Annotated in this window: 30 protein-coding genes; 2 read left to right on the plus strand and 28 right to left on the minus strand. The window is 63.8% G+C overall.

From position 1 onward, the window contains the following. Positions 1-81: 81 nt before the first annotated feature. From F2P47_RS04060 to F2P47_RS04110, 11 genes are all read right to left on the minus strand, one after another. The gene (locus F2P47_RS04060; RefSeq protein ID WP_152214889.1) at positions 82-1,119 is read right to left on the minus strand and encodes an acyl-CoA dehydrogenase family protein; all 1,038 of its coding nucleotides are present in this window, start codon (positions 1,117-1,119) and stop codon (positions 82-84) included. Between the two features lie 11 nt (positions 1,120-1,130). Continuing rightward, complete coding sequence (locus F2P47_RS04065) at positions 1,131-2,273, minus strand: acyl-CoA dehydrogenase family protein (protein WP_152214890.1); 1,143 nt, start codon at positions 2,271-2,273, stop codon at positions 1,131-1,133. Between the two features lie 13 nt (positions 2,274-2,286). Continuing rightward, positions 2,287-3,090, minus strand: a complete 804-nt coding sequence (locus F2P47_RS04070; RefSeq protein WP_152214891.1) for an SDR family NAD(P)-dependent oxidoreductase — start codon at positions 3,088-3,090, stop codon at positions 2,287-2,289. A gap of 507 nt (positions 3,091-3,597) precedes the next feature. Further along, on the minus strand, positions 3,598-4,314 hold the full coding sequence (locus F2P47_RS04075) for a DUF2793 domain-containing protein (RefSeq protein WP_152214892.1): 717 nt from the start codon (positions 4,312-4,314) through the stop codon (positions 3,598-3,600). Continuing rightward, a complete protein-coding gene (locus tag F2P47_RS04080) occupies positions 4,307-8,230 on the minus strand; it encodes a baseplate multidomain protein megatron (protein ID WP_152214893.1) in 3,924 nt (1,307 codons plus the stop codon). Before F2P47_RS04080 ends, F2P47_RS04075 begins: the two co-directional genes overlap by 8 nt. Then, entirely contained in the window at positions 8,230-8,700 is a 471-nt protein-coding gene (locus F2P47_RS04085) for an NlpC/P60 family protein (RefSeq protein WP_425500024.1), read from the minus strand. The genes F2P47_RS04080 and F2P47_RS04085 overlap by 1 nt, the downstream gene beginning before the upstream one ends. Next, positions 8,678-9,565 carry a DUF2163 domain-containing protein gene (locus F2P47_RS04090; RefSeq protein ID WP_152214894.1) on the minus strand — a complete coding sequence of 296 codons (888 nt, stop codon included), beginning with the start codon at positions 9,563-9,565 and terminating at the stop codon, positions 8,678-8,680. The genes F2P47_RS04085 and F2P47_RS04090 overlap by 23 nt, the downstream gene beginning before the upstream one ends. A gap of 3 nt (positions 9,566-9,568) precedes the next feature. Further along, positions 9,569-10,198 carry a DUF2460 domain-containing protein gene (locus tag F2P47_RS04095; protein WP_152214895.1) on the minus strand — a complete coding sequence of 210 codons (630 nt, stop codon included), beginning with the start codon at positions 10,196-10,198 and terminating at the stop codon, positions 9,569-9,571. A gap of 1 nt (position 10,199) precedes the next feature. Continuing rightward, entirely contained in the window at positions 10,200-10,829 is a 630-nt protein-coding gene (locus F2P47_RS04100) for a phage tail tape measure protein (protein WP_152214896.1), read from the minus strand. Positions 10,830-10,863: 34 nt separating this feature from the next. Beyond that, on the minus strand, positions 10,864-11,094 hold the full coding sequence (locus tag F2P47_RS04105) for a hypothetical protein (protein WP_152214897.1): 231 nt from the start codon (positions 11,092-11,094) through the stop codon (positions 10,864-10,866). Positions 11,095-11,214: 120 nt separating this feature from the next. Next, positions 11,215-11,583 (minus strand): hypothetical protein, encoded by a 369-nt coding sequence (locus F2P47_RS04110; protein ID WP_152214898.1) that lies wholly within the window; start codon positions 11,581-11,583, stop codon positions 11,215-11,217. A gap of 15 nt (positions 11,584-11,598) precedes the next feature. Between F2P47_RS04110 and F2P47_RS04115 the strand changes: the two genes are divergently transcribed. Continuing rightward, the gene (locus F2P47_RS04115) at positions 11,599-11,781 is read left to right on the plus strand and encodes a hypothetical protein (RefSeq protein WP_152214899.1); all 183 of its coding nucleotides are present in this window, start codon (positions 11,599-11,601) and stop codon (positions 11,779-11,781) included. A gap of 72 nt (positions 11,782-11,853) precedes the next feature. Here F2P47_RS04115 and F2P47_RS04120 read toward each other — a convergent pair whose 3' ends face one another. From F2P47_RS04120 to F2P47_RS04200, 17 genes are all read right to left on the minus strand, one after another. After that, positions 11,854-12,372: a hypothetical protein gene (locus F2P47_RS04120; protein WP_152214900.1), complete on the minus strand. Its 519-nt coding sequence runs from the start codon at positions 12,370-12,372 to the stop codon at positions 11,854-11,856. Between the two features lies 1 nt (position 12,373). Continuing rightward, a complete protein-coding gene (locus F2P47_RS04125; RefSeq protein WP_185680937.1) occupies positions 12,374-13,024 on the minus strand; it encodes a MalM family protein in 651 nt (216 codons plus the stop codon). A gap of 7 nt (positions 13,025-13,031) precedes the next feature. Beyond that, the gene (locus F2P47_RS04130) at positions 13,032-13,760 is read right to left on the minus strand and encodes a hypothetical protein (protein ID WP_152214902.1); all 729 of its coding nucleotides are present in this window, start codon (positions 13,758-13,760) and stop codon (positions 13,032-13,034) included. Positions 13,761-13,906: 146 nt separating this feature from the next. Next, a complete protein-coding gene (locus F2P47_RS04135) occupies positions 13,907-14,092 on the minus strand; it encodes a phage tail assembly chaperone (RefSeq protein WP_152214903.1) in 186 nt (61 codons plus the stop codon). Further along, a complete protein-coding gene (locus F2P47_RS04140) occupies positions 14,089-14,409 on the minus strand; it encodes a gene transfer agent family protein (RefSeq protein ID WP_152214904.1) in 321 nt (106 codons plus the stop codon). Before F2P47_RS04140 ends, F2P47_RS04135 begins: the two co-directional genes overlap by 4 nt. Positions 14,410-14,416: 7 nt before the next feature. Further along, positions 14,417-14,830, minus strand: a complete 414-nt coding sequence (locus F2P47_RS04145) for a phage major tail protein, TP901-1 family (protein ID WP_152214905.1) — start codon at positions 14,828-14,830, stop codon at positions 14,417-14,419. 4 nt (positions 14,831-14,834) lie between these two features. Next, positions 14,835-15,248: a DUF3168 domain-containing protein gene (locus tag F2P47_RS04150; RefSeq protein WP_152214906.1), complete on the minus strand. Its 414-nt coding sequence runs from the start codon at positions 15,246-15,248 to the stop codon at positions 14,835-14,837. Next, positions 15,245-15,571: a phage head closure protein gene (locus F2P47_RS04155; RefSeq protein ID WP_185680938.1), complete on the minus strand. Its 327-nt coding sequence runs from the start codon at positions 15,569-15,571 to the stop codon at positions 15,245-15,247. Before F2P47_RS04155 ends, F2P47_RS04150 begins: the two co-directional genes overlap by 4 nt. Further along, entirely contained in the window at positions 15,568-16,140 is a 573-nt protein-coding gene (locus F2P47_RS04160; RefSeq protein ID WP_152214908.1) for a head-tail connector protein, read from the minus strand. Before F2P47_RS04160 ends, F2P47_RS04155 begins: the two co-directional genes overlap by 4 nt. Positions 16,141-16,218: 78 nt before the next feature. Continuing rightward, the gene (locus F2P47_RS04165; protein WP_152214909.1) at positions 16,219-16,650 is read right to left on the minus strand and encodes a hypothetical protein; all 432 of its coding nucleotides are present in this window, start codon (positions 16,648-16,650) and stop codon (positions 16,219-16,221) included. 10 nt (positions 16,651-16,660) lie between these two features. Beyond that, positions 16,661-17,959: a phage major capsid protein gene (locus F2P47_RS04170; protein WP_152214910.1), complete on the minus strand. Its 1,299-nt coding sequence runs from the start codon at positions 17,957-17,959 to the stop codon at positions 16,661-16,663. A gap of 18 nt (positions 17,960-17,977) precedes the next feature. Further along, the gene (locus F2P47_RS04175; RefSeq protein WP_246176733.1) at positions 17,978-18,634 is read right to left on the minus strand and encodes an HK97 family phage prohead protease; all 657 of its coding nucleotides are present in this window, start codon (positions 18,632-18,634) and stop codon (positions 17,978-17,980) included. A gap of 207 nt (positions 18,635-18,841) precedes the next feature. Then, entirely contained in the window at positions 18,842-19,132 is a 291-nt protein-coding gene (locus tag F2P47_RS04180; protein WP_204886505.1) for a hypothetical protein, read from the minus strand. Positions 19,133-19,234: 102 nt separating this feature from the next. Beyond that, positions 19,235-20,380, minus strand: coding sequence for a phage portal protein (locus tag F2P47_RS04185; protein ID WP_246176739.1), 1,146 nt, complete (start codon positions 20,378-20,380; stop codon positions 19,235-19,237). Between the two features lie 73 nt (positions 20,381-20,453). After that, complete coding sequence (locus F2P47_RS04190) at positions 20,454-21,764, minus strand: DNA-packaging protein (RefSeq protein WP_425500025.1); 1,311 nt, start codon at positions 21,762-21,764, stop codon at positions 20,454-20,456. Next, positions 21,667-22,203: a hypothetical protein gene (locus tag F2P47_RS04195; protein WP_152214913.1), complete on the minus strand. Its 537-nt coding sequence runs from the start codon at positions 22,201-22,203 to the stop codon at positions 21,667-21,669. Before F2P47_RS04195 ends, F2P47_RS04190 begins: the two co-directional genes overlap by 98 nt. A gap of 266 nt (positions 22,204-22,469) precedes the next feature. Further along, positions 22,470-22,937, minus strand: a complete 468-nt coding sequence (locus tag F2P47_RS04200) for a YcgN family cysteine cluster protein (protein ID WP_152214914.1) — start codon at positions 22,935-22,937, stop codon at positions 22,470-22,472. Positions 22,938-23,115: 178 nt separating this feature from the next. On the opposite strand from F2P47_RS04200, the gene F2P47_RS04205 reads away from it, so the two are divergent. Continuing rightward, positions 23,116-25,137, plus strand: a complete 2,022-nt coding sequence (locus F2P47_RS04205; protein WP_185680939.1) for a transglycosylase domain-containing protein — start codon at positions 23,116-23,118, stop codon at positions 25,135-25,137. Positions 25,138-25,254: the final 117 nt, after the last annotated feature.

A 25,254-nucleotide genomic window follows, 5' to 3' on the forward strand; every position in this document is an offset into this window, starting at 1 on the left:
GCTCGCTCCGAATATGTTGCCCCTGGATCCCGGCACAAGTCCGGGATGACAGCGGGTGGAGAGCGGCACCGCCTGTTCTTTTCACCGCGCCGTCACATAGGGCCACAATCCATCTGCGCCCCGCGCAAATGTTTCGCGGCCGAGCCAGTCCGCCCACTCGGCGCCCGATCCGAACTCCGCCCGCCAGGACCAGAGCCGCCTCGTCGCGAAATGAAGCCCATGCTCATAGGTAAAGCCGATCGCGCCATGTACCTGATGCGCGATGGATGTCGCCGCGCTCGACGCATCGTCGGCGCGCACCTTCGCCACGGCGATTTCGAACGCCGCCGCATCACCCGAACTGACCTTGTCGGCGCGCGCCGCGGCATGGGCTGCTGCAATGCCGACTGCCGCAGACTGCGTCGAGAGCACAGCGAGTTGCTGCTGGATGGCCTGGAACTTGCCGATGGGCTTTCCGAACTGCGTCCGCTCATTGGCATATTGCACCGAGGCCCGCGTGAGGTAGTCCAGTGCGCCTGCCATCTGGATGGAACGGATCAGCGCGCCGTAGAGCCTTACCGCGTTGCCCGGCAGCCCCGCCCAGGCCGTATCGACCACGACATGATCGAAGCTCAGCGTGTCGCGCGGCTCCCGCGCTACATTCTGGTCCTTCTCGATCCGTGCATATTGAAGCGGCGCGAGCACAGTCTCGACGCCCCAGCCGCTTTCGACGACGGTGACGGCGTGGGTTGCATTCCGCCCCCAGGCCACAGACTTCGCAACGCCCGAAAGCCTTCCGCTCTCTAGCTTGAAATCGCCCTCCATCACGGTGACGACGCCTTCCGGCACCGCTATCCCCGCGCGGCCCAGAATGAAACCCGCGAGGATCGCTTCCGCCAGAGGCACCGGCGCCGAATGCTCGCCCGCCGCCTTCAACACCACATGTGCATCTTCCCAATTGGCGCCCGCGCCCTCTTGCGCCTCCGGCACCAGAATGCGCGTCATGCCGTTCTCGACCAGCGCATCCCAGAGTTCGGCAGGCCATTGGCCTTCTTCCGCCTGCTGGATGACTTCCTTGTTCACATGGTCGCCGAGAAGCTTCGCAATGCTGTCGGAGAGGATCGTCTGCAATTCGTTCATGGCTCTCTACCTCAGCGAAGTCCGAGCCCGCGGGCGATGATGCCGCGCAGGATTTCGCGCGTCCCGCCGCGCAGCGAGAAGGAAGGTACAGTCTGCGTGAGGTAGCCGAGCACCTGCTCGAAATCATTGCCCGTGCCCACCGTCGGGGCGATACCGAGCAGCTCATGCGCCTTCACCGGCATATCCTGCTCGAAAACGGCGCCGAGATCCTTCACCACGGAGGCTTCCAGCGCCGGGTTTTCGCCCTTGTCGAGCATACCCGCGACCGAAAGCGACATTTGGCGCAGCGTCACGAGATGCGCGACAAGGCGTCCGATCTCGCGCGCGCCTTCCGTCCCGCCGCGCTTCTGCAGTTCACGGATCATTTCGATCATCAGCAGGAAGCTCGAAAGATAGCGCTCCGGCCCTGAACGCTCGAAGGCCAGCTCTGCGCCGACCTGTGCCCAGCCCGAACCTTCCGTTCCAACCAGCATGTTATCCGGCACGAAGGCGTCCTGAAACACGACCTCGTTGAAATGGGAATTTCCTGCGAGATCCTTGATCGGCCGGATGGTAATGCCATCCGTGTTCTTCAGATCGACCAGAAACTGCGTCAGCCCCGTATGCTTGTCCGGGCTCGTGCGGAACAGCGCGATCATGTAATGCGCGTGATGCGCGCCCGAGGTCCAGAGTTTCGTGCCGTTGACCTTGTAGCCGCCCTCAACCTTCTCGGCCTTTGTGCGCGTCGCGGCGAGATCCGAGCCCGAGTCCGGCTCCGACATGCCGATGCAGAAATAGCATTCGCCCCGCGCCACCTTCGGCAGAATGAGCTGGCGTTGCTCTTCGGTGCCGAAGTTCAGCAGCAGCGGACCCGACTGCCGGTCGCCGATCCAGTGCGCGCCCACCGGCGCACCGGCGGCGAGCATTTCCTCGAGCACCACATAGCGATCGAAGGCCGACCGCTCATGCCCGCCATATTGTTTCGGCCAGCGCATGCCGATCCAGCCCTTCGCGCCCATCTTGCGGCTGAACTCGGGATCGGAACCCGACCACGTCTGCGCCCGCGTCACGGCGGGAATATGCTTGAGCTCGACGGCGAGGAAATCGCGCACTTCCTGGCGAAGCCCCTTGGTCTCCTCCGGCAGTTCGCAGAGATCGAAACGGAATGTCTGCATTCTTTCTGTTCTCTTATGTCACGATCGCGGTGGTTCCACCGTCAATACGCAGATTGAGCGCCATCAAGGCGCTCGCGCGGGGGCTAGCGACAAAGGCCACGAGATCGGCGACTTCCGCCGTCGTCGTCACATGACCCGTCAGATTGTTCATGAATGCCTTGAGTACATGGGGCTCAACCTCTTCCCATGTCGTGCCCCAGCCCTTCTCGTAGCCTTGCGCGAGAAAGCGCTCTTCCACTTCCTTCGTCCGGATAAGGCCCGGGCTGACGATATTGACCGTGATGCCGGTACCCGCCAGTTCCTTCGCGAGGCTGACGGTCATGGTCGCAAGCGCGCCCTTCGCCGCATAGTAATGCGGCATCCGCGCGGCAGGCTCCGTCGAGCCGATTGTGCCAAGCATGATGACGCGGCCCCAATGCCGGTCCTTCATCGCCGGCACGCAAAGCCGCGTCATCCGCACCGCGGAGAGCACGTTCTTCTCGTAGGCGTCGATCCAGTCCGGTGTTTCCGAACGCGACCATGAGCCTGCCTCGGCCAAACCGTAATTGTTGATGAGAATGTCGACGGTCCCGACCGCCGCAACAGCCGCATCATAAGTGGCCTTCGCGCCCGCATCCGCCGTGATGTCCCCGGCCACGGCAAAAGCCTCAAACCCGCCTGCGCGGATATCAGAGACAGCCGCAGCAGCATCGGCCTCGGCAAAGCCATGCACGACGACCCTTGCGCCTTCCGCGGCGAGACGTTCGGCGATAACCCGCCCCGTCCCCCGGTTTGCTCCGGTGACGAGCGCTGCCTTGCCTGCGAGTTGAAGATCCATATGTCTCCCCCTGTGTCGCAGCTCAGGCTGCAACCTTGTTGGAAACCATATTTGGCGTGAAGAAGGCTGCGCGGCAAGCACCGATAGGGGCGTCGGTAGAAAGCGCCTTGAAAAATCAGAATTCCGCTGCGGCAACCGGCGCGGGCTTCGACGATCCGAATATGTGAGGAAAGCTCTGGCCCGTATAAACGCCAGCCGCGAAAATAAGCGCGGCTGCGAGGGCGAATCCCAGGGCGCGAAGGAAAGAACGCCTCGGGCGGGCTTCAGAAAAGATCATCCGGCGCGAGGAAAACATCCTGCGCGATGAAAACAGGCGAGGCCGTGCCATGAAACCCCTTCATCGGAACAGAGTGAGGCAAAGGACTTCACGCGGCTCCCCCGATCGCGCCCACCCCTTATAGGGGCTCAGACGCGGCTCGTCACCCCCGGAGCTTGCGACAGAGCGCGCCATTTGCCCCACGTCAACGGCCGGCATGTCCTGGCCGCCCGACGTAGGCCTCCGTCCTGTCACACACCCACCCCGGTCAACGTCAGGCAATGAATTGCGAGCCTCACTGCCCCGCCTGTGAAACTTCCCCCTACGGATGAAACGCGGATCGCTGTCGCCCCCCAATAAGTCACCGGCGTCCCCGAAGGTCCGATGACGGTGGACCCCGCCGAAATTCCGATTCCGTTTCCATAGCGCGTCGCATCCGCCGCGACTCCGAGGTTCCATGAGGTCGCTCCGCCGAGCGCGGTCAGAACCCGCCCTGTGATGCCAAGAACAATGGCCCTGTCCGGGATCGTGAACGACGTGTCGTTATAGGTCCCCGCCGTGATCGTGTGATCGCCCTCGATGATACTGAGCGTCGTCGCCGCGCCATGCGCGCTGACCATGCTCGCCCCCGAAGGCTCCGGCACCCAATGGCCCCCGGTCCAGTAAACGAACTCACCCGCGCTTTCATCGAAGGCGCGCCAGCCCATCTGCGGAGCAAAGAAGCTCCACATGCCATCGACAAAGGCGGCGACCTCGCCTGCCGCCGCGCTCCACGCACCCGTGGGCGCTGCGGCAACGATATAGCGATCGCCCTCCACAGGTGTGGATGGCGGCGTATTCAACGCGCGCGACGTCACCGAAAGCTGCACCAGCGCATCGAGCGCTCTCAGACCGTCATTCACCGTCACATGCTTCTGCGCTTGCGCCGCTTCGAGATAGGGAAGTTTCAGATGCAAAGTCTCAGACATGAAGTGTCGCCTCTCTTGCCGTGCCGCGCCCGAACGCGCGGCTCACTTGCGCAACGCGCATGGAAAGCGTCGCGAATGTCACCGATCCGAAATCCGCGATCTGCATCGCCGCCGTGTAGCTCGCGGCCGCGCTGGTCACCTCGAAGCTGCGTACAACGGCCCCGTCACTGAGAATGTCGAGCGCATAGCGCTCCTCTTCCTCGCCAAGCGGCACATCCGTCCCCGCCCAGCCATCGCCACCGATGCGTGTGCGGCGGACCCAGCCGATCGCGATGTCGCCATCGACATCCCGCGCCGCACGCAGATGCACCGGCGACAAGGGCCTGAGCCCCACGCCATCAAATGCCTGCACCGCCGTCGCATAGCTCGCATCGTCTATCGGCTTCGATGCGGGCCCCCAAGCCCATGTCCGCTCAAGCCCGCGCTCGCCGTCGCTCAAGCCAATCTCACTCACCGCCGCATCGATCAACACGAAGCGCGCACCCGCCGCCAGTGGCGACCGCATCGCGGCCTCCGTCCCCGCCTGCCCGCGCAACAGGCCCGAAAGCTCGTAAGTTCCGGCCGCGACCAGCGCCGCCTCCCGGAACTGGATCACCTCCCACTCACCCTCGGGCGCCTCAATCGCCGCGACATTCGCGCCGCCGAGCACCGCGCCTTCACTCGCCGAGGACAGTGCGCCCGAGACGAGCGCGACGGTCAGCACTTGCGAGTAGTCCCAACGCGATGTGACGCCCGGCGCAAGCGCGCTCGTCGTTCGCCCGATGGTTGCCTCCCGGGAAATAGCGCGGTCAAGCGCGAAGCCCGCCCCGGCGTTCTTCCACAAGGCGACGCTGCCCGGCCAGGGATCGGCCGCCACCGCGATGCGCGGCGCATAGGGCGCCTCTTCGCCCGTCAGCAGCGGCAGATCGAGAAACACGGCGAGCGGCACGCCGTAGCTCGATGCTGCCGCTGCGGCTCTGGTGCGGCGCGGCGCCGCAAGCCGTCCGTAGAGGCTCGCCTCGCTCGCCACCGCCTCCGCATCGCGACGCTCCCCATCGGTCAGCGCCGTCAGCCGATACCGCGCCGTCCGCGCGGGCATCGCCAATTCCACCACATCGCCCGGATCGAGCGCGAGAAGCGAAGGCGGCAGCTTCAGTGCCGCCGCCTCGCGCTCACTCCAGCTTTTCTGAAGCCATATCTCGGCGACACCCTGCGCATCCTCCGCCGTCATCACCATCGGCAAGGATGCGGACGACACGCGCTGCGTCGAAACGCCAAGCCTTCGCGCCTCGACCGCCGCCTGCCGATATTCCATCCCGCCGTCGATGAAGGAGAGTTTGGCGGAAAGCGGCAACTCAGTTTCCTGCCCGCGCGTCAGCCTGTAGCCCGCCTCGGCGCTTGCTTCCTCGACCGCCAATCGTTCCGGCGTCAGAGTTGCGACCGCCTGCATCCCGTAATGCCGGAAGCGGATCGCGCCCTCACTCTCCGCCGCGTCGAAGAAGCGCGCGAGCATCAGCGGCTCCAGCACCTGTCGGGGCGACATGATGCGATCGATCACAAATCCTTCCACAACGCCCGCGAGGCCGCTGGCGTCGAAATCGGAAAAGCCCACTTCGCTCATGATCGCCGAGACGAGAGGCCCGAGCGGCACCGCGCCCAATCTGCCATTCAGCCAGTGCCCACGCTGCCAGTTCTCGCCATCCGCCCAAAGGTCCGTGCGCTCCGGAAAGACTGGAAAGGGCCGCGCATCCCATGTCCAGAAGAACATGTCCGCCGGATCGAGCATCCGCCCGCCATAGACTGACGAAACGGGATTATGCGCGCCTGCCTCGCTCCAATAGCCCGTCTGCGCCTCGATAAAGCAGCGCTGGATAAAATCGTCGCGCGTCCCGGTCGAGAAATGCGGCACCGCGCTTTCGGACGATTTCGCGTCGACAAAGAGATTGGGCTCGTTCGTCCCCTTGTCGATCGCGGGGCAGCCGATCTCGGTGAACCAGAGCGGCTTTCCTTCCGGCACCCATGCCGTCGCCGCCGCGCTCTCGACACCGCCGGGACGGTCGTAATGCGCGTTCGCCCACCACGACCTGATGTCCTTCGCGCGATATACCCACGGCTTGCCGTAAGCGCCATCGGTAATCGGTGTCCGTATCTGCGCCGCTCGATCCGCGTCGCTCGCATAATACCAGTCGTAATTCTCGCCGCCCGCGATCCGCGACTTCAGATAATCGATATCGTAGATCGTATCCGCGACTTCGCGGTCGAGATGATTGCTCGTCTTGCGCCAATCTGTCAGCGGCGCATAGGCGTCGATGCCGACAAAATGAATATTTGCGTCCGCCCAGAGCGAATCGAGATGAAAGAAGCGGTCGCCCGTCCCGTCCGCCGGATCGTGCCCCGCATATTCCGACCAGTCCGCCGCATAGGAAATCTTCGTCGCACTTCCCAGAATGCCCGCCACATCGGCAGCCAACGCCCTCAACGCCGTCACCGCCGGATAGATCGAGGCATCACTCCGGATTTGCGTCAGCCCCTTCAACTCCGAACCGATGAGAAACGCGTCGACGCCGCCCGCCGCCGCGCAGAGATGCGCGTAATGCAGGATCATGCGCCGATAGGACCATTCGTCCGGTCCGCTATAGCTCACCGCTTCGCCCGCAACGTGAAAATCGCTTGAGCCAGCGGTGCCAAAAAAGCTTGCCACCTGCACCGCCGCTGCCGCCGTCTTGTCCACGCTGCCCGCCCGGCCTGCGGCAGGCGAGCAGGTGATACGCCCGCGCCAGGGATAGGTCGGCTGCGCCCCCGCCCCGCTCCATGGATCGGTCAGCGTATTGCCCTCGGGAATATCCATCATCACGAATGGATAGAAGACAGTGCGCAACCCGCGTGCCTTCATATCCTTGATCGCGCGAATGACGGCCCCATCGGAAGGCGTGCCGCCGAATGCGGACTTGCCGTCGACCTGGCTCAAGACCTCCGCCGCGCTCCGCGCAACGCCGCCCGCGCTCCATGCTTCCGGCGTCGTGATCTTCCAATCCGTCTCGACCTTGGGTCGCACCGTGCATTGTCCGCAGCGCAGATCGTCGCCGAACCAGCTTACGACCAGCGAAGCGCTCGCCACATTGGGGCAAAGGTCCTGCAACTGGTCCAACGCCGCCGTCCAGTCGCTCCTACCCTCGCTCGAATGCGTATTGACCGCTCGGCTCGAACTCTCACTCAATATCTCGCGCACGGCGTCCGGTTCGTAGACGAACTCACCCGCGCCGGGAATGATCGTCACCGCCCGCACCGCCTCTTCGACGTCGCTCAATGAGCGAAACACCTCGAAGGAAAGCTGCGGAATGCGGTTGCCATAGTCGGCCAGCGCCAGATCCTCGAAGACGACATAGGCCGTACCGCGATAGGCGGGCGCATTGCCCGCGCCTTCCACCGCTTCGATGGTCGGATCGGCCAACTGCGCGTCATCGCCCTTATGCAGCCGCCATGTCGCATCTTCCAGCGTCATCGCCTTGCCATCCGCCCAGACACGGCCGATGCGCGTGATAGGCCCTTCGCAAAGCGCGACAGCAAAGGATACGGTGTAGGAATAGCTCGTCACGCTCGCGCCGCCACCGCCCTTGCCGCCGGCGCTCTCCGTCGACTTGTGCTCCTTGTAATTCGTCGCCCAGATCACCTGACCGCCGAGCCTCGCGCGGCCATAAAGCCGCGGCACCGGCGCGCCTTCGGTGGAGGACAGAACCTGCAGATCGGAAAGGCGCGGGCCCTCCGAATTCGCCACCGTCGAACCGAAAAGCTGTTGATCGACGTAAGAGCCGAGCCCCGCGCCGATCGCGCCCCCGAGCGCCGCGCCGCTCACCGTCGCGCCGAGAAAGCTCAGGCCGCCGGGCAGCAGCGTGCTGCCGAGCGCCGAGCCCGCCGTCGAAAGAAGAAGTGTCGCCATCAGTCATTCACTCCCGGAAAGCGGAACGCACAGGCCATCCGCGCCCGCCACCAGGGCCCAAGCGATGTCTCGACCACCGCGCGCCCCGACCACGCATGCACCATTCGCTCCTCGCCGGTCAGCACGCCCGCATGCTTCGCCGGCCCCCGCGCGCGCATACGGAAAAGCACCACATCACCCGCCCGCGCCTCGCCGACCGCGATCTCCACGAGATGCCGCCGCGCCGCCTCCGCCATCGCCTCAATCACATTTCCGTCCGTACCCGGCGCTTCCGCCCAATCGGCGGTATAGGCGGGCGGCACTTCCGGCTCGGCCCCGTGGAATTCGCGCCACAGCCCTCGCACAAGCCCCAGACAATCCGCGCCCGCCCCCTTGCAGCTCGCCTGATGCCGATAAGGCGTGCCGATCCAGGCTCGCGCCGCCGCGACGACGGCCGCTCGCGTCAGCTCAGTTCCGGCTTCCGCCATCATTCACGTCTCCAGAGCTTGCATAGGAAATGACGTAGTCGTTGCCCGGCATATGCGGGAAGCCGCGAAAATTCGTTTCATTGCCGAACTTCGCGCGGCAGGTGACAAATTGCTTGTCGCAGCCCGCCGTCACCGCGAAGGCATCACCTGGCGCGATCTCCCGCGCCATCGCCTGCCAAAGTTCGATCACCGCGCCGTCAACCGTCAGCGAGTGGAGCTTCACCTCGCATCCCGCGCCCGTATTCCCGCCGCTTGTGAATACCAGTCGTCCACGCTCGAACCACCCTTCATCGAATGCCCCAAGCCCCGACGCCGTGACGATGCGGTTCTCCTCGATCGAAAGAACAACGCCCTCGCCGCGCATCTCCACCGAGGCGAGCGCGACGCCGCATCGCTCATCGCCGAGATCCGCATCGCAGCCATATTGAAAGAGCCGCCCCACAGGCTGGTTCAGCCGATGCGCGAGGCCCCGGAGTTCCGCTGTGAAGCCCGTGGCGCCCCGGCTTACCTGACCCAGGTTGCCCTTCCGCATGAGCACACGCTGCTCCGGCGCCTGCCAGTTGACGCGCCAGATTTCCACCGACGCGTCGTCGTAAATCCCCGCCGCGAGATCGCCCTCATCCAGCCGCTCGGAATCGAGCGCGCCGGCGAGGTCGAGATTGTCGACCGCAAGCCCCGCCGAGCTTTCGATCGCGCTCGCCGTGAACCCCGCCGCCGCCTCATAGGTCACGCCGCCGAAGGCGAGATCGCCGTCATGATCGGTGAACCCCATCACGCGCCCATCGCCGCGCGTGAGCTTCCAGCAATTACAGAGCGTCGTCGCCCCGCCCGCGAGATGCGCGGCGAGTTCGGAAGATAAGAATTTCATGATTTAAACCCTCACCTCGATCACCGGCACATTCGGCACCGATCCTGCCTCGAACGCCGCGAGATTGATCTCCAGAAAGTCCGTGTCGAACCGCACCGGTACATCGAACTCGAAGCCCGCGCTCACTGCCGCGCCCAAGACCGGCGCCACTGCAAAGCTGACGATCCCCGTCGTCGCATCGACCGAAAACGCAGCACCCGCCACTTCGACGCCATCGACCGCGACACGCAGGCTTCCGGCAACAGGTTTCCGGATCGTCCGCAGATAAGACACCCCGCCTGACGAGTAGGCTTTGACGAGCTGAAATGCCGATGTTGCGCCGTCACCCGTTCCGATTGCCTGATCGGTCGCGGTCACTTCTGCTCCGGGCGCGCAGGATTTGAAATCCGCGCGATCCTTCCAGCGAAAGCCGTAAAGTCGCCCATGCCGCGCCTCGAAGAACCCTATAAGCGCGTGCACATCGTCAAGCGAGCGCGTACCGAGCCCCGCATTGTAGCGCCGCCGCGAATGCGCCCAGGCGCTGTTGCGTTCCTCCGCGCCGGAGCCGAGCGTCACGATTTCCGTGCGCCGCTCCGGACCGCCCGTTGCGCCAAGCGCAATGTTCGTTGGAAAGCGAATTTCATGAAACGACATGTCAGAGATTCCTCGCCCCGCGGCTCGTCATGCGATTGAGCATCGCCGCGATTTGCGTTTCGGAGCGGCGAAAGCTCGCAGCGTCCGTCGCCGTCACGTTGAAATGGATGGTCACCGGCTGGCCGCCGCCCTGTGCCGCGACGCCGAGCCGGCCGTCGCTGCCGCGCTGCAGCGGCATGATCGCCTCGGGCCCCGCCTCGCCCGCCAGCCCGGTTCCGTTTTCGAGCGGAAAAAGCATCGGGCTCGACAAAACGCCGCCTTTCGCAAAAGGCTTCACGCGCCCGCCAGCTATCACGTTTCCATCCGCGCTCGCGAACAACGAACCGAGCGACGATACGAGCGACCCGCTCGCTGAACTTGCCACAGACTTCAGTGCATTGTTGAGCACCAGCTTCGAAAGATCGAGCGCAAGCGTCTTGAGCGTCTCAGACAACGACTTGCCCTTGAGCGCAATGTCATCGAAGGCTCGCACCAGGCTTGTGCTGAAATCACGTCCGCCCGAAGACGCGCGGCGATAATTGTCAGTCACCGAAGAAAGCGTGCGTGTCGTCTCCGCGCCGAAATTCCGCGTCGCCGCCGTCGCCGCGTCGAGCGCCGCCGCCAGCGCCGCCGGATCGTTTGGATCGGTCATCCTGTTTGCTCACTCATTGCTGTTGGAAGAGGCTTTACCGGCAGGCTGCCCGCGCTTCATCACGCAGCGCGCCATAATCCGCCATGAAGCGGCCCATCACGGAAGCGGTACCAAGCCTGTCGAGTTCATCGGCTGCCGCCGCCTGCTCCGCTTTCGTGTAGTCGCGCACATGCAGACATGCCGCGTTAGAACCTGCCATCGCGCAGCCGCCGAGCAGCGTCGGACTGATCGCGAGGAGCATCGGCCAGCGCATCGTTGATCGCATTCTGTCTTTCCAGTTCTTGTCGCAGCGCTTCCGCATTGTCGCTTCGCCGCGCAAGCAAAAAGCCGAGCAAGCCAATGCCGAATTCGCCGAGCAATCCGGCGAGCTTTGCAAAAAGGTCAATCACGCTTGCGCCCCGACATCGGCCACCCCAAGCCGCGCCTCGATCATGCGCGCAAGATGCTCGCCATCCAGCCCGAGCGCCTTCACCGTCTGGGGCACATGAAGCACCGCGTAGTTCGCCGCCTCCGCCACCACTTCGCTTCTGACCGCCAGAGTGGAATTGGCATCCTCCATCGCCTTGAGCTTCGACATGGCAAAGGCAATACCCATGCCGAGCGTCTTGTCGAGAATCTGTCCCAACTCCCCGTCGCGTTTGGCCTTGAGGAGCGCGCAAGCCCTCGCCACGACAACCGAAGCAAGCGCCGTCAACGCCGCCAGGACGAGTTCGTTCACAAGCGGCTGCAAAGCCGCCACATCGATCATGTGCATGCTGATAATTCCTGTATGAACAAAGAGGTAGCGCGCCATTTGTCGGCGGCGCGCCTCGCGGCGATTATCGACCCCGACAACATGGAGCGATATGGTCGGAGTGAAGCCGGAAGCCGTAACATTCTGCCCCCGACCGAACAGCCCAGCTTGTTTCCGATCGTCACCGAGGATTATGCGTTCAGGATCGCTCGCAGCTGAAATGTCCCAACAAGTAGAGAGATCGAGAAGAAGACGGAATATCAGAGCGGCGCTGAGAGCCGACTGCTCGCGTCACCAGGTGCCGCTGCCCGACGTATCGAGATTGATGCCATTCCAGCTTACACAATCCGACTCCGTTGGCGGCACGCTGGTCCGATCTCTGCCGAAGCGCGAGATCAACCCTTTTGCGAGTTTGACAAAGAGATCATACGACGCGGCGGGCGTCTGTTGACCGGGTTCGGCGGTGTCTGCGAAAGCGACAGACAGAAGCCCACCCTCCTTGAACCTCACGACATAGAACCCGATGACATCCGAATAGCGATATGACTTCAGGACATCGACCGTCCCGACACAGGGCATTCGTCCTGACTTGCCGATGTTGCGATCCTGCGGCGACGCGACGAACCCAAGACTTCGAGCAACCGCGTCGATGCTCGCAAGGTCCGCCTCGGCATTCGTCGACGGATTGATATGCACCTCGTGCATCGTAGGCTGGCGCAAGCTATGCGCCGCACAGGCAGAAAGTCCGAACGCAACGTGAATGAGGATGAAGATGAGGAAAGTTCCGGCAGAAAAATGTCGTTCCGACATCCTATTTGCCCGCGCCCAAGGTCTGCGCGACGACCTTTACCGTCCCGCCATGCGAATAGGTGAGGTTGGTCGTCGATTCCGATCCCGTATAGGCTACAAATCCGACGATACCATTGGTGACCGGGGTAGCGGTCGTCGCCCCGGCAACCTGCGATATATTTTGTCCAACCATCTTCGGATCGGAAATGACGACCAGATAACGCTCGGCGTCATGCGCTCGGATGAGCGCCGTCAATGCACCACCACGGAACATGAAATCGTCGCGCGGTATCCGCCGCAACACGGCGCCCTTCTGATCGAGCAGCATGAGTTGCGGTGCGAAGATGCTCTGCCCAATCGGCTCGCTTGCCACCGAAATAACGAGTTGCTGACCGGCGGCCGGCAATGCCACGACGCCATAGAGGCTCCTCTCTCCGGGCTTTTGCTCCAGGCAGGCACTCCCCGCATCGAGAGAGACTGTCACCGGCAGATCCTTCTCCGGATCGAAAACCAGAGGCAGCGCTCTTGTGAGCTCCGGCGCTGCCGTACAGACACTCGCAGTCGGAAGCGACAGGATCGGCGGTTGCGAAACCTTATCCTTTGCGCAGCCGCCCAAGCCAGCTGCTACAATAGCGGCCATCGCAATCGGCACTTCCCATCGAAGGCTTTTCATCGTGCGCTCACCGCAACAACCGACCGATAGCATCGGTCGTTTGCGCGAAGGCAACGCTCACCCCTTTGGTCGCCTTTGCGGGATCTGCTTCGATCTCCGAAAACTTCTCGAAGGAATAAGCTGGATCCGGACTGATCGTGACATGCTCGGCGTCCGCGCCGGCTGCCATGATCGGGTTGTAGTTGACGCTATCCTCCATCAGCACGGCCCCGTCGCTGGCTTTCACCAGCTTACAATCCGTATAGAGGAAAGGACGATAAGGGGTGTTACCCGCAATTCCGGCCGCCACATACCCATAATTGACACTCACGACATCGAGATAGGCATCAACCTGATTTTCACTCTGTGTCGGATATGTCTTGAGAAGCTTCCCCTTATCGTTACGTGAAACGGGTATCAGCTTCACCTCGTAGCCCCTGGACTTCAGTGAAGCCGTCAGATCGTCCGTGAGAGCCTTGTCGGCGGCGAACTTCTGCGCGGCGAGAACATCTCGCAGCGAACCGTCCCGATTGTCCTTCATGCCAGCATCGACGAGAGCGCCGATGAGGCCAAAGCTCTGCCCAACGCTGCTGGCCAAGACGGCAGATGGCTCGCTCGGCACATCAGGCGTTAAAAGTCCGATGACTTTTATGCTGCTGGCTGTCGACCTATCGAAAGGGACCGCCGGCTTGGCCGCGCAACCTGCGACAAGAAAAAAGGCGCAAAGCAGTGTCAGCTTTCGTATGAAAGTTGTCATGAATTCCCCCAGTTCGACGCCCCGGCGTCGCAGCCCCAAGGATGACCAATGCCATCCGCTGTCGGAGGAAAATAGCCGGTTTCCGAACCATTCGCAATAATTGACAAAGAAGTTTGTAGGCTTGTTTTCTCTGGTTCAGCCACCAATCAATCGGGAAACAGTCCCATCAATCTGTCCAGATCGCGCATTGTCATCTGATCTCCATCATCACGACGCAGACATCGTGCCGCCGACGCGAGTTCTGGCAGCGTCATGCCCCAGAACTGCTCCGGTGCAAGACGGAGATGGCCGAAACCGATTTCCATCGCACGTGTCCAAGGGAACGTTTTCATACAACCGTGTCGCCACCAAAGGTTGCGGTCAGAAGATCGGCGACAACCGCGATGTAGCCCGCAGCGCCTCCCTCGACATTCATGTGCATCACGTTCTCGTCACTCACCGTTTCGCCCGCGCCGCGAAGACCCGCGCCAATGACGCGGATCGCGTCGCGCGCCGATATGCGTCCTGTCTCGAAACGCGATGCCAGCGCCAGCATGTCCTCACCGCCGAAAGCATCTTCGAGCTCGGCCAGCGCGCCGAGCGTGAGCACCAGCGTCCGGCGCTCGCCGCCGAGCATGGCCGCGATTTCACCTCTGTGCCTGTTGACCATGCCGTCCTCACAAAGCCGCGAATGTCAGGGCGCCCGCACTTTCGAGCGACATGTCGAACGTCACCTCGCCATCATGCTCACCGGCAAATTCCAGCGCCGTGATCTGGAACGGCCCCTCGACCGTGCCGAAATCGGGGATCACCACCTGCCAATTCTTGATCGCACCATCGAAAAACACCTGACGAATACTTGCGTCCGATACCTGATCGCGAAAAATACCGCGCCCGCTGATCGAAGCCGAGCGCACGCCTGCGCCTTCGAGCAGCTCCCGCCAACGCCCGGCGGAATCCGCATTGGTCACATCAACGCTGCGCGCATTGAAGGCGAGCGCGCGCGTGCGCAATCCCGCCACCGTGGTGAATGTCCCCGACCCGTCCGCGTCGAGCTTGACGAGCAGGTCCTTGCCTTTCTGGGCTGCCATGATGTCACTCCGTGATTTCGGTGAGCGCGCGGAGGCGGATCGTTCCGCGCCAGGTGATGCCGTCCGGCTCACGCCGCGTCTCCGCATCGAGAAAGCGCATGCCCACGAGCCGCGCGCCCTCGGGCGTCAGGCCTGCGTCATGCAGCGCCGCGTTGATCGCGCCGAGGATAGTCTTTGTCTCCGCGCGTCCGCCTCCGCGCGAATAGACATGGAATGTCAGACGATGTTCGCCGCCCTCGCTGTCGCCGGTGCTCCAGTCGCTCACCTGCGCCTCGCCCAGCGTCATGTAGGGAAAACCCGCATCGGCCGGCACATTGTCGTAGATGCGCCCCGCGACGAGAGCTGCAAGCGGCGCATCGCCCGAGAGCCGCGCATAGATCGCCTTCTGCAAGGCAAGGTCGGCGTCAAATGCGCTCATGGCCGCGCCTCGCACTCGATAGCGAGCCATCGCCCATGCCCATCGGGATCGTGGCGCCCCGAAATATCGAGCACCCGCCCGCGCCAGCGCAGCCGCATCTCCGCCGTCACATCATCACGGTAGCGGATGACGACGCGGTAAGGCTCTCGCGCCTCTTCGCGCTCGGTTGCGGCGAGCGTCGTCCCCTTGAACGAGATGACTTCCGCCCGGACGGTTGCCAATGCGCTCCAGCCAACGGACGCGCCGCCTGCACCATCCGCCGTCCGCACCGGCGTCTCTATGGTCACGCGCTCGCGCAGCCTGCCCGGATCGCGCCCGCTCAAAGCCGGAACCTCCGGTAAGGCGCGATCAGCGCCGCCACCGTCAGCGGAATGTCCGACGCCGCGCCATCGTAGGCGACCGGCAGCCGCGTCTCGTACCAATGCGCGACAAGCATCAGCACCGCCTGCTTCAACGGCTGCGGCACGCTCGCCGCGCCGCCATAGCCCGCCGTGAAATCGATAGCGATGCCTGCGATACGCCGCTTCGCCTTCGGCCAAACAGCGCCGTCTGCTCGCCAGACGCGCGGCGGCTCACCAGCAAGATCGAGTTCGTAGAGCGCTGCATCCAGCGCTTCGTCCGGTGCCGTCCGTGCAATGAGCGAAATCGCACTCACCGCGCTCACCGGCGCGAGCGGCAGGACAATCGCGTCCTCGGGAAAGCGGTCGACAAGAAGCCGCCAATGCTGGGTCACGAAGGCGCGCCGCGTTTCCGCCTCCAGCGTCGCCCGCGCCGCCGTGATAAGCGCCGTCACCAGCGTGTCCTCGCTGGTATCGTCGAGCCGAAGAAACGCCCGCGCCTCGGCAAGCGTCACCGGCTCCTCGGCCGGCCCCGCCGTCAGGATGAGTGTCATGAGATGTCTTTCGAGATTGAGAGTGTCGTCCCGGCCTTCGGAGGGAGGGGCGAAGGCCGGGACGTTCCGCAAAGCCGGTTACGTGACCGGCTTCACATTCGCCTTGGTCAGAAGCGCCAGCGCCGCCACCGGTGTGCCGCTCGCATGCGTGCCGGTGAGCACGAGGCTCACGCGGCTATATCGGGCATTGCCGACATAGCCGATGCGATAGGCCATCTGCGCCTTCGCCGCCGCATCGACGGTGGCGAAGACACCCGCCGTCGACACAGGCACGCCCGATGTGAGTCGGCTGTCAGTTACGGGCGACCAGCTCGTCCCGTCTTCCGAGGCTTCGAGCTTCACATCCGTCTTGAGCGTCGACGACAAGGTGTCCCCGCTCGCGCCGAAAAGCACGATGTGCTCCACCGCCTCGAAGCCCTGGCGATCGAGAGGTGCGCCCGCGCGCGCCGCCGTCGTCATCGCCGGATCGAGCGTCTGCACGGTCTTGATGTTGTGGTGAATGTCGCGCATCGCGTCCTCCTTATGCCGTTCCGAACTTCAGAAGCTTCAGCGCCTCGAAGTTCTGCACACCGCCGCCCACGCGCTTCGTCGTGTAAAAGAGCACATAGGGCTTGGCGCTATAGGGATCGCGCAGCACGCGCACGCTGAGCCTGTCGACGATGAGATAGCCGCGCTTGAAATCGCCGAAGGCGATCGCGGTCGCATCCGTGGCGATGGAGGGCATGTCCTCGGCCTCCGTCACCGGATAGTTGAGCAGCGTCGGCGGCGTGCCCGCCGCGATGCCCGGCTGCCAGAGATAGTTGCCGTCCGTATCCTTGAGCTTGCGAATGGCGCTCTGCGTCGCGCGGTTCATCACGAAGCGCGCATTGGCGCGATAACCCGCCTTCACCGAATAGATGAGGTCGATCAGCACATCCGCCGGGTTGGAGGTCGGGAAAGCGCCCGCCGCGCCGGTGGCGAGATAGCCAAGCTTGCCCCATGACCAGTTGGCATTCGTCACCTTCGCATAGGAGAGGAAGCCGCGCGGCCTGCGGATGCCGTCGCCATTGACGAAGGCCGTGCCCTCCTGTTCCGCGAAGGCCGTCTGCACTTCTTCGGCGAGCCACTGGTCGATATTGATCGCAGCATCGTCGAGCAGCGTCGAGGTCGCCGCCGGCATGGCGTAGAGCTCCATCGCCGGAAACTCGATTTCGGACAGCGCCGAGGCGGAAGTCTCCGCCCGCGCTTCCGTCTCACCCACCCAGCCGCTCGCCGGACCGGACACCGTGAAGGGCTTCTTGTAGCTCGCCGCGCCGATCTGGCGCACACCGGCAATGGCGCGGATCGGCGAAGCGTCCGATACGATGCGGTCGATCAGGCGTTCCGTTTCCACCGGCACCAGATAGCCGCCATCGGGATCTGACTGCGCCGAAAGCGCCTTGGCTTCGAGCGTCCGCAGATCCTGCGCTTCGCCCTTTCGCACATAGAGATCGAAAGCGCGCTTGTGCTCGCGCCGCGCCGGATCGAGCCGCAGGCGAGGCTCACCGCCGATTTCGGGCCGCGCCAGCGTCAGCGCCAGTTCGTCCACCGTCTTCTTCTGCCGGTCCAGCGCGCGGTTGATGCGGTCGACCTTCTCTTCCGTCACCACGTCGGCAGAAAGTTTCTTCTCGATCTCGTCAAGGCGTTCGTCGTTCGCCTGTTTGAAATCGTCGAAGGCCGAGAGAAATTCGTCCATCGCATCGCGGACCTCATGCGCACCGACGCTTTTCGTCTCCGGCGCGCGCGGCTCACCCTTCAGCGACGCCCCGATGCGCGGGACGCCGTTCATGAATGCACTCATGGTGCTCTCCTCTTGATGTCAGTTGAAAATGCGCGCCGCCTCGCGGAATGCCCGCGCCAGCCGCGCGCCATCGCCTCCCCTCGCGTCCCGCGAAGCTGGAAGCGCCTTGTATCCGCCCGCCACGATGCGGCGGGCCTCCGTCCGGCTGAACCCCGCATCCCGCATGAGCCAGCGTTCGAATTGCCGTTCCGTCGGCCGTTCCGATTTGACGGCGCTGATCCGCGCCTCCGGCTGCATCGGAAAGGTCACGACCGAAATTTCCCAGAGATCGACTTCGATCAGCTTGCGAAGCCCCGTCTTCCCGTCCTTCGTCGCCTTCACGACGTGGTAGCCGATGGAAAGCCCGTCCACCGCGCCCGCCCGCATCAGGCTCAAGACCTCACGCGAGCGCCCGACATCGGGAAGCAGCTTCCCCTCGACGCGAAGCCCGCGAATATCTTCGCTGAGCTTCATCCACACACCGATCACTTCGTTGGGGTCGTGCTGATAAAGCATCTTGATCCCGCGAGGGCCGCGCTTTGCCAGCGACGAGCGGAACGCGCCGGGCATCACCACATCGCGCCCCAGATCCTCCTGCCCGAACAGCGACGCATAGCCCTCAAAACTCCCGTCCTCCTTCAGCCCCTTCACATCGAACCGCGTCGCCTTCTGCTCCGACCGCCTGCCCTGTTCCACTTGACCTCCAACCAATAAAAAAGGCGCCCCCTGGGCGCCTCTGCATCGCGACATTCCTCACTCGTCGTCATGGCCCGGCTCGACCGGGCCATCCACGTCTCACCTCTACCTCGTCATGCTGGACCTGATCCGGCATCCATCTTCCTTCCCCCCTCGCAGCAAAGATGGGCCCCGGATCAAGTCCGAGGCGACGAAACAGGAACCACATCACCTCCGCGCCACAGCCCGATCAAGCTTCTCCTCGATCCGCGCGAGGCTCGCCCGCATCGCCTGCGACTGTTCCTCCAGCCGCGCCGTGCGCTCGACCACTTCATCCGTGCGTCCCGACCGCAATTCCAGCGCCGTCAACCGCTCCGCCGCCGCGCCCGACCATGTGAGCGCCGCACCGGTTTGCAGCGCGATGGTGACGACCAGCGCCACCGGAATATGCCGGTCGAGCTTCCAGCCCGCATTGTCGCCGAGTTTCATGGTCTCCTCCGGCTTGTCCCACTTCGTCATCCCGGACTTGATCCGGGATCCACCTTGGCCGCGTGTCGCAAAGCAAGATGGATCCCGGCCTGCGCCGGGATGACGACCCAACATAGGACAGCGCACTCAGCCTCACTTCTTGCCATAGCCCACCGCCGCCCGCTTCTCGTCTTCAGTCAGAAAATCCGCCTTGCCGACGCGCGCCCACAGCGCCTCGCGCTCGGTTGAAAGCGCCTCGACCTGATCCGTGTCGTAACTGAGCCGCAAGCCCTCACCGAAACGCGGCCCGAGCCATCTCGTCAGCGCCCGCGCGGTGCGGCTGACGAGCGGCAGCACCGTCTGCCGCCAGAAGGTCCGGTTCGCTTCCTGATAATTCGAAAACGTATTGTCGCCCGGAATGCCGATCAGCATCGGCGGCACGCCGAAAGCGAGCGCAATTTCGCGGGCCGCTGCGCGTTTGGCCTCGATGAAATCCATGTCCTTGGGCGTAATGCCCATCGCCGTCCAGTCTAGTCCGCCTTCGAGCAGCAGCGGCCGCCCGGCATTGGCCGCGCCTTGATAATTCTCCGCGAGTTCGTGCTTCAGCCGCTCGAACTGATCCTCGGTCAGGTTCCGCGCGCCCTCGCCGCCCTTGTAGACCAGCGCACCGGATGGCCGCGCCGCATTGTCGAGCAGCGCCTTGTTCCATTGCCCCGCCGCGTTGTGGATGTCGACCGCGAAGGCCGCCGCCTCCACCGGGCTCATGCCATAGTGATCGTCCGTCGGATGAAAGAGCTTCATGTGCAGGATCGGCGCGATGCCCCTTGCCGGATCGCAGGCAAACATGGCCGTCCGTCCGTCGACAGAATATTCATAAGCCTCCGGCCAGCCCGCGCGACCCGGCACGACCTTCATCCGGTCCGGCCGCAGCGCATAAAGCTCGCGGGGTTCGCCGCCGAGTTCCACAACCTCCAGATAGGAATTACCGGCGACCTCCAGAAACCCATACCAGCTCTCGAAAAGATCGGCGCCGCTCTCCATCGGGTTGGGCGTTTCGAGCAACCGAAGCAGCGGATGCTCGGTCAGTTCCCGCTCCCCCTCGTAAAGAAGCCAGGGCACGCCTGCCGCCGCCTCCGCAATCATGCGCACGCAGCGATAGGCGATGGCGTTGCGCTCGAAGCCCTCCCGCGCCAGCGACGCATAATCGCGCGGCGTCCAGACGGCGCGTCCCGCCAGCGTCAGCGCGACAAGCGGCCCCGCCTTGCTCGCCTTCTGCTCGACGCGCGGCTTTCCGCGCATCGCGGCGGCGAGCCTGCCCCACGGTCCCGCGATCACATCCGATGGCATGTTCTGTCTTCTCCTTCATCCACGATCACAACCGCCGCACCTTCGGCTTTCCCGCCTCGCCTTCGAGCATCAGATCCGTCAGCGCCCAGACCAGCGCGTCGAGCCGGTCCGGGCTTTTGCCGCTGCCGGTAAAGTCGCACATCTGGTCCTCGAGCTTCGCGAAACTGCCGACATGCGAAACGAGCCCACGCTCATAAAGCGCCGCCACGGGCTCTGCCCGCACACGTTTGCCCCGCGTCGCCCGCACCAGCCGCAGCGCCGCCGTGGGCATCACCTGCCGCATTATGGTCGAAACCATCTCGCCGCCCTGATTCACCTCCGCGACGATCCTGTCCGCGTCATGGTCGCGATAGGCCTTGGCCGCGCGGTTCGCCCAGGCGAGCGGTGTCAGCCCGCCCATCGAGCGATCGTCGAGCACATAGGCCCGGCCTTCGCCATCAACGCCTGCAACCACGATCCCGCATTCATCCGCGCTCGCGCCGCTGGTCGCGGGCGGATCGACCGCCACGACAACGCGCACAAGTTCCGGTGTCATCGCCATGCGATGCGTCTCGATCATCCCGCGCGACCAGAGCGCGTCCGGATTGTCCTCAATCAGCTCCGCATCAAGTTCCTGCCGCCCAAGCCGCGTTCCCTCATATCTTGCGATGACCGCGCGGAAGAAACTTTCGGCAAGGTTCGCACGATTGGCATGGGTCGATGCCCGCGTCACCGCACATGTGGCCTCCGCCATCAACCGCCGCAGGATCGGCACCGGGCGCGGCGTCGTAGTCACAACCTGGCGCGGCCGCTCCCCGAGCCTCAGCCCGAATTGCAGCATGTCCCATGTCTCTTCCGCATATCGCCACTTCGCCAGCTCGTCGGCCCAGGCCGCATCAAATTGCGGGCCGCGCAACGACTCCGGCTCCGTCGCCGAAAATGCCTGCGCCACCGCCCCATTGGGCCAGAGCAATCGCCTGCGCGAAGCCTCATAGCGCGGTCGCCCTCCGCGCATCCCGATGGCGCGAAGCCCCGACGGCCCGTCGATCATCACTTCGCGGACATCGCCGAATGTCTCGCCGATCAGCGCGATGCGGCTCGCGCGGGCAGCTTCAACTTCGCCGCGCACCCATTCCGCGCCCGAGCGCGTTTTCCCCGCGCCGCGTCCCCCCAGAACCAGCCATGTCGTCCAGGGGCCTTCAGGTGCAAGCTGGTCGGGTCGCGCCCAGAAAAGCCAGTGCTCCATCAGCCATTCGGCCTCAGCCGGGCTGAGACTCGTCAGAAACGCCGTCCGCATTTGCAGCGGCAGCGAGCCGAGCGAGGCGGCGTTGAAGCTCGGTTCTGAGCGCATCGCCATCCTCATCCTTCTTCTTGTCCGTCTTTTCCTTGCCGGACTTCATGTCTTTCAGCTTTTCGAGCGACCGCACCAGCGAGGAGAGCCGCCGCGCGTCGCGCTCCTTCTCGGCGGCCTCGCGCTTCTTCGTGCTCTCTCCCTCGATTGCCTCGATCTCCCGCGCGATCAGCCGCTTCAGCCGCGTCGCAAGGCTCGATGGCTTCATCGCAGCGCCGGTCAGTTCCGCCGCCGGTGCGGGTTTTGCCGGCGCCGGCGTTCGCGCCCGCCAGCCCTCCCGCCGCGCCCGCGCGATCAGCGTCTGCGCGTTGACGCCTGCAACCTTTGCCGTCCCGGAAAGCGGCACCGCAGGGTCTTCATAAGCGGCGCGTATCTTCGCCCAGTCGGGCTCCTTGCGTTTCGCCTTCGTCGCCATGGCATCGACCAATAAATGGGCATCGCCCAATAAAAAAGCCCTCCTTTTGGGGGAGGGCTCGAAGCTCCGGCCACAGTTCCGGATATAGCGATCAGATAGTAAGGAGCGTAACGCTCTTCAAGAGCGATTTCACTCTGCCTACGAATTTTTCGATTATTTTTCCGGACGAAACGAAAGGACACACTTCCGGATATGCCAAAACAGATGGCCCCGAGCGTCACGCTCGTCAAGGCCTCGTCAATCATCCGCCGACAAATCTTTTTCGCCGCGAACTTATCCCCGCTCGGACGAATCGTTCAGTCCGCGATGAGCTTCGGCCAGTCGACGATGTAGTCGCAGATATCGTCGAAATCGACTTCTTCTTCCGACACGACCTTGCCGCGCACCGACATGCCCGCGCGGTGAACGCTCTCCGTCTCGCCGGAAACCAGCGGATGCCAGCTCGGCAGGTCTTTGCCCTCCGCAATCAGGCGATAGGCGCAGGACGGCGGCATCCAGCTCACTTCGTAGATGACTTCCGGCGTCAACTGCACGCAGTCCGGAACATGCTTCGAGCGGTTGGGATAGTCCTTGCAGCGGCAGCTATCGCAATCGAGCAGCTTGCAGACCGAGCTGGTGAAGGAAATCTCCAGCGTGTCCTCGTCTTCGAGTTTGACCAGGCAGCACTTCGCACAGCCGTCGCAGAGCGATTCCCACTCCTTGCGGGTCATCTCTTCGAGCGTCTTGCGCTTCCAGAACGGTTCTATGTCGGCCTGTCTTTTCATCGGCGCACAAAAACCCGGACAGCCTTTCCGGTCAAGTGTTCAGTCCACCATTGAGACACAATTGCGGCATGGCCGATCCCAATCCCGCCCTAATCCCGGCACAAAGACGCGGAATCCTGCCTTCGCTGCGGTTCCGGGCGGCAAGGAGCGCGCCCGGATACCCAAGGGGGGTTTCAAGGTGTCAGATCAGAACGACGAACGACAAGCCGAGGCTGCCGCGCACCGCGCCGCCCATCGCCGCCGCCTGACCCGGCTGGCTATCCGGGCAGGCGCCTTCGTCCTCAGCGCAGGCGTCGTTCTCGTCGCCCTCCTCATTTTCGTCACCGTGCCGAAAATTCAGCGCGAGATGGACATGGGCCCCACCGCAGCGCTTGCCGTCACCGTGCTCGACGCCGAAGGCATGGAGATCGGCAGCCGCGGCGGCACGACGGCGCCCGTCGTACCTCTCGCGGAACTTCCGCCCTATCTGGTGAAGGCCTTCCTCGCCACCGAGGATCGCCGCTTCTATTCCCATTGGGGCATAGACCTGCGCGGCATAGCGCGCGCGGCATGGGTCAACCTTCGTTCCGGCGGCTTCGTCGAGGGTGGCTCCACCATCACCCAGCAGCTGGCGAAGAACCTCTATCTCGATTCCGACCGCACACTCTGGCGCAAGGCGCAGGAGGCGCTGATCGCCCTCTGGCTCGAAAGCCACATGACGAAGGACGAGATCCTCACCCTCTATCTCAACCGCGTCTACATGGGCGCGGGCAATTATGGCGTCGATGCGGCTGCTCATTATTACTTCGGCAAGAGCGCACGCGATGTGTCACTGGCCGAAGCCGCCGTGCTCGCAGGACTTCCCAAGGCGCCTTCGCGTTTCGCGCCGACAAACGACCTGGCCCTCGCGCAGGCTCGCGCCAATCAGGTTCTCGACCGTCTCGTCGACAATGGGGATCTCACGCCTGCGGAGGTCGCCGGCGCGCGCGCCCATCCGGCGCAGGTCGCCGAACGCGACAAGCGCGACGGACCGCAATATTTTGTCGACTGGGTCGTTGCCGAGGTCCGTAACCGCTTCCCCGACGCGCATGGCCGCCTCACCGTGAAAACGACGCTCGATCCGAGGCGCCAGTCCGCCGCCGAAGACGCCATGCGCGCAGCCTTCAAGAATGGCGGCATGAAGCGCGATGTCGGTCAGGGCGCGTTCATCGCGCTGGCGCCGGACGGCGCCGTCCTCGCCCTTGTCGGTGGACGCTCCTATTTGCAAAGCCAATACAACCGTGCGACGCAGGCCCTGCGCCAGCCGGGTTCCGCCTTCAAACCCGTCGTCTATCTCGCGGCGCTGGAACAGGGATTCACCCCTTTTGACGAGATGGAAGACACGCCCGTCGCGCTCGGCGAATGGGAGCCGCAGAATGCCAACCGCCGCTACACAGGCCCGGTGACGCTGACGGAGGCGCTCGCCCGCTCCATCAATTCCGTCGCCGTAAAGCTGGCCGATCGCGTAGGCGTCTCTTCCATCGCCAATGCGGCCCGCCGTCTCGGCATTTCATCGCCCATTCAGGACAATCTTTCCATCGCGCTCGGCAGTTCCGAAGTGACGCTTCTCGAACTCACCTCCGCCTATTCGACTTTCGCCGATGGCGGCCGCCACTTCTCGCCCTATGGCATTGTCGAGGTCGCCAGTGCAGACGGAAATATTCTCTATACGCATCAAACTGAAGCGACGCAGGCGACCGACGAGACCCATGCCCGCGAGATGACCTATATGCTCCACCAGGTTGTGACCGAGGGAACGGGGCAGCGAGCAGCCCTGCCCGATCGCCTCGCCGCCGGCAAGACCGGCACCAGCCAGAACAACCGCGACGCCTGGTTCATCGGCTATACCGGCAATGAGATCGCGGGCGTCTGGTTCGGCAATGACGACAACTCGCCCATGAAGAATGTCTCGGGCGGAAATTTTGCCGCGCTCGCCTGGCATAATTACATGGCGGCCGCTCAAACCGGCGTGCCGCCCGCGCCGCTCGCCGGCGCCGAGGGCGACTTCGCCGTCGCTCGCGATGAAAGCTCTGTTGGCGGCCTTCTTTCGCAGATAGCAGGTCTCTTCCGCGACGCGCCGCCCGCCGCTGCGCCCCGCGCCGAGGGAACGAGCGGCGGCTGGGGCTCCGGCTTCCGCCGTGGCGGAAATTCTCTTCCGCTCGGCGGTGGCAAGCCGCGCTGAGGCTCAACTCCGCGAAAGCTCCTCTGCTGGCATTACGGACTCAGGGGTCTTTCACTTCTTTATCTGCCCTGTTCCTTCGACTTCACTTTCTATGACCTTTCCCTTTTCGCGGTCTTT

It is taken from the genome of Parvibaculum sedimenti (assembly GCF_009184905.1).
Taxonomy (GTDB): Bacteria; Pseudomonadota; Alphaproteobacteria; order Parvibaculales; family Parvibaculaceae; genus Parvibaculum; species Parvibaculum sedimenti.

Bases quoted from the DNA above. Each gene is read 5' to 3' on its own strand.
- F2P47_RS04060 (WP_152214889.1), bottom strand. From the start codon at position 1,119: ATGAACGAATTGCAGACGATCCTCTCCGACAGCATTGCGAAGCTTCTC.
- F2P47_RS04065 (WP_152214890.1), bottom strand. From the start codon at position 2,273: ATGCAGACATTCCGTTTCGATCTCTGCGAACTGCCGGAGGAGACCAAG.
- F2P47_RS04070 (WP_152214891.1), bottom strand. From the start codon at position 3,090: ATGGATCTTCAACTCGCAGGCAAGGCAGCGCTCGTCACCGGAGCAAAC.
- F2P47_RS04075 (WP_152214892.1), bottom strand. From the start codon at position 4,314: ATGTCTGAGACTTTGCATCTGAAACTTCCCTATCTCGAAGCGGCGCAA.
- F2P47_RS04080 (WP_152214893.1), bottom strand. From the start codon at position 8,230: ATGGCGACACTTCTTCTTTCGACGGCGGGCTCGGCGCTCGGCAGCACG.
- F2P47_RS04085 (WP_425500024.1), bottom strand. From the start codon at position 8,700: ATGATGGCGGAAGCCGGAACTGAGCTGACGCGAGCGGCCGTCGTCGCG.
- F2P47_RS04090 (WP_152214894.1), bottom strand. From the start codon at position 9,565: ATGAAATTCTTATCTTCCGAACTCGCCGCGCATCTCGCGGGCGGGGCG.
- F2P47_RS04095 (WP_152214895.1), bottom strand. From the start codon at position 10,198: ATGTCGTTTCATGAAATTCGCTTTCCAACGAACATTGCGCTTGGCGCA.
- F2P47_RS04100 (WP_152214896.1), bottom strand. From the start codon at position 10,829: ATGACCGATCCAAACGATCCGGCGGCGCTGGCGGCGGCGCTCGACGCG.
- F2P47_RS04105 (WP_152214897.1), bottom strand. From the start codon at position 11,094: ATGCGATCAACGATGCGCTGGCCGATGCTCCTCGCGATCAGTCCGACG.
- F2P47_RS04110 (WP_152214898.1), bottom strand. From the start codon at position 11,583: ATGCACATGATCGATGTGGCGGCTTTGCAGCCGCTTGTGAACGAACTC.
- F2P47_RS04115 (WP_152214899.1), top strand. From the start codon at position 11,599: ATGAACAAAGAGGTAGCGCGCCATTTGTCGGCGGCGCGCCTCGCGGCG.
- F2P47_RS04120 (WP_152214900.1), bottom strand. From the start codon at position 12,372: ATGTCGGAACGACATTTTTCTGCCGGAACTTTCCTCATCTTCATCCTC.
- F2P47_RS04125 (WP_185680937.1), bottom strand. From the start codon at position 13,024: ATGAAAAGCCTTCGATGGGAAGTGCCGATTGCGATGGCCGCTATTGTA.
- F2P47_RS04130 (WP_152214902.1), bottom strand. From the start codon at position 13,760: ATGACAACTTTCATACGAAAGCTGACACTGCTTTGCGCCTTTTTTCTT.
- F2P47_RS04135 (WP_152214903.1), bottom strand. From the start codon at position 14,092: ATGAAAACGTTCCCTTGGACACGTGCGATGGAAATCGGTTTCGGCCAT.
- F2P47_RS04140 (WP_152214904.1), bottom strand. From the start codon at position 14,409: ATGGTCAACAGGCACAGAGGTGAAATCGCGGCCATGCTCGGCGGCGAG.
- F2P47_RS04145 (WP_152214905.1), bottom strand. From the start codon at position 14,830: ATGGCAGCCCAGAAAGGCAAGGACCTGCTCGTCAAGCTCGACGCGGAC.
- F2P47_RS04150 (WP_152214906.1), bottom strand. From the start codon at position 15,248: ATGAGCGCATTTGACGCCGACCTTGCCTTGCAGAAGGCGATCTATGCG.
- F2P47_RS04160 (WP_152214908.1), bottom strand. From the start codon at position 16,140: ATGACACTCATCCTGACGGCGGGGCCGGCCGAGGAGCCGGTGACGCTT.
- F2P47_RS04165 (WP_152214909.1), bottom strand. From the start codon at position 16,650: ATGCGCGACATTCACCACAACATCAAGACCGTGCAGACGCTCGATCCG.
- F2P47_RS04170 (WP_152214910.1), bottom strand. From the start codon at position 17,959: ATGAGTGCATTCATGAACGGCGTCCCGCGCATCGGGGCGTCGCTGAAG.
- F2P47_RS04180 (WP_204886505.1), bottom strand. From the start codon at position 19,132: ATGACGAAGTGGGACAAGCCGGAGGAGACCATGAAACTCGGCGACAAT.
- F2P47_RS04185 (WP_246176739.1), bottom strand. From the start codon at position 20,380: ATGCGCGGAAAGCCGCGCGTCGAGCAGAAGGCGAGCAAGGCGGGGCCG.
- F2P47_RS04190 (WP_425500025.1), bottom strand. From the start codon at position 21,764: ATGGCGATGCGCTCAGAACCGAGCTTCAACGCCGCCTCGCTCGGCTCG.
- F2P47_RS04200 (WP_152214914.1), bottom strand. From the start codon at position 22,937: ATGAAAAGACAGGCCGACATAGAACCGTTCTGGAAGCGCAAGACGCTC.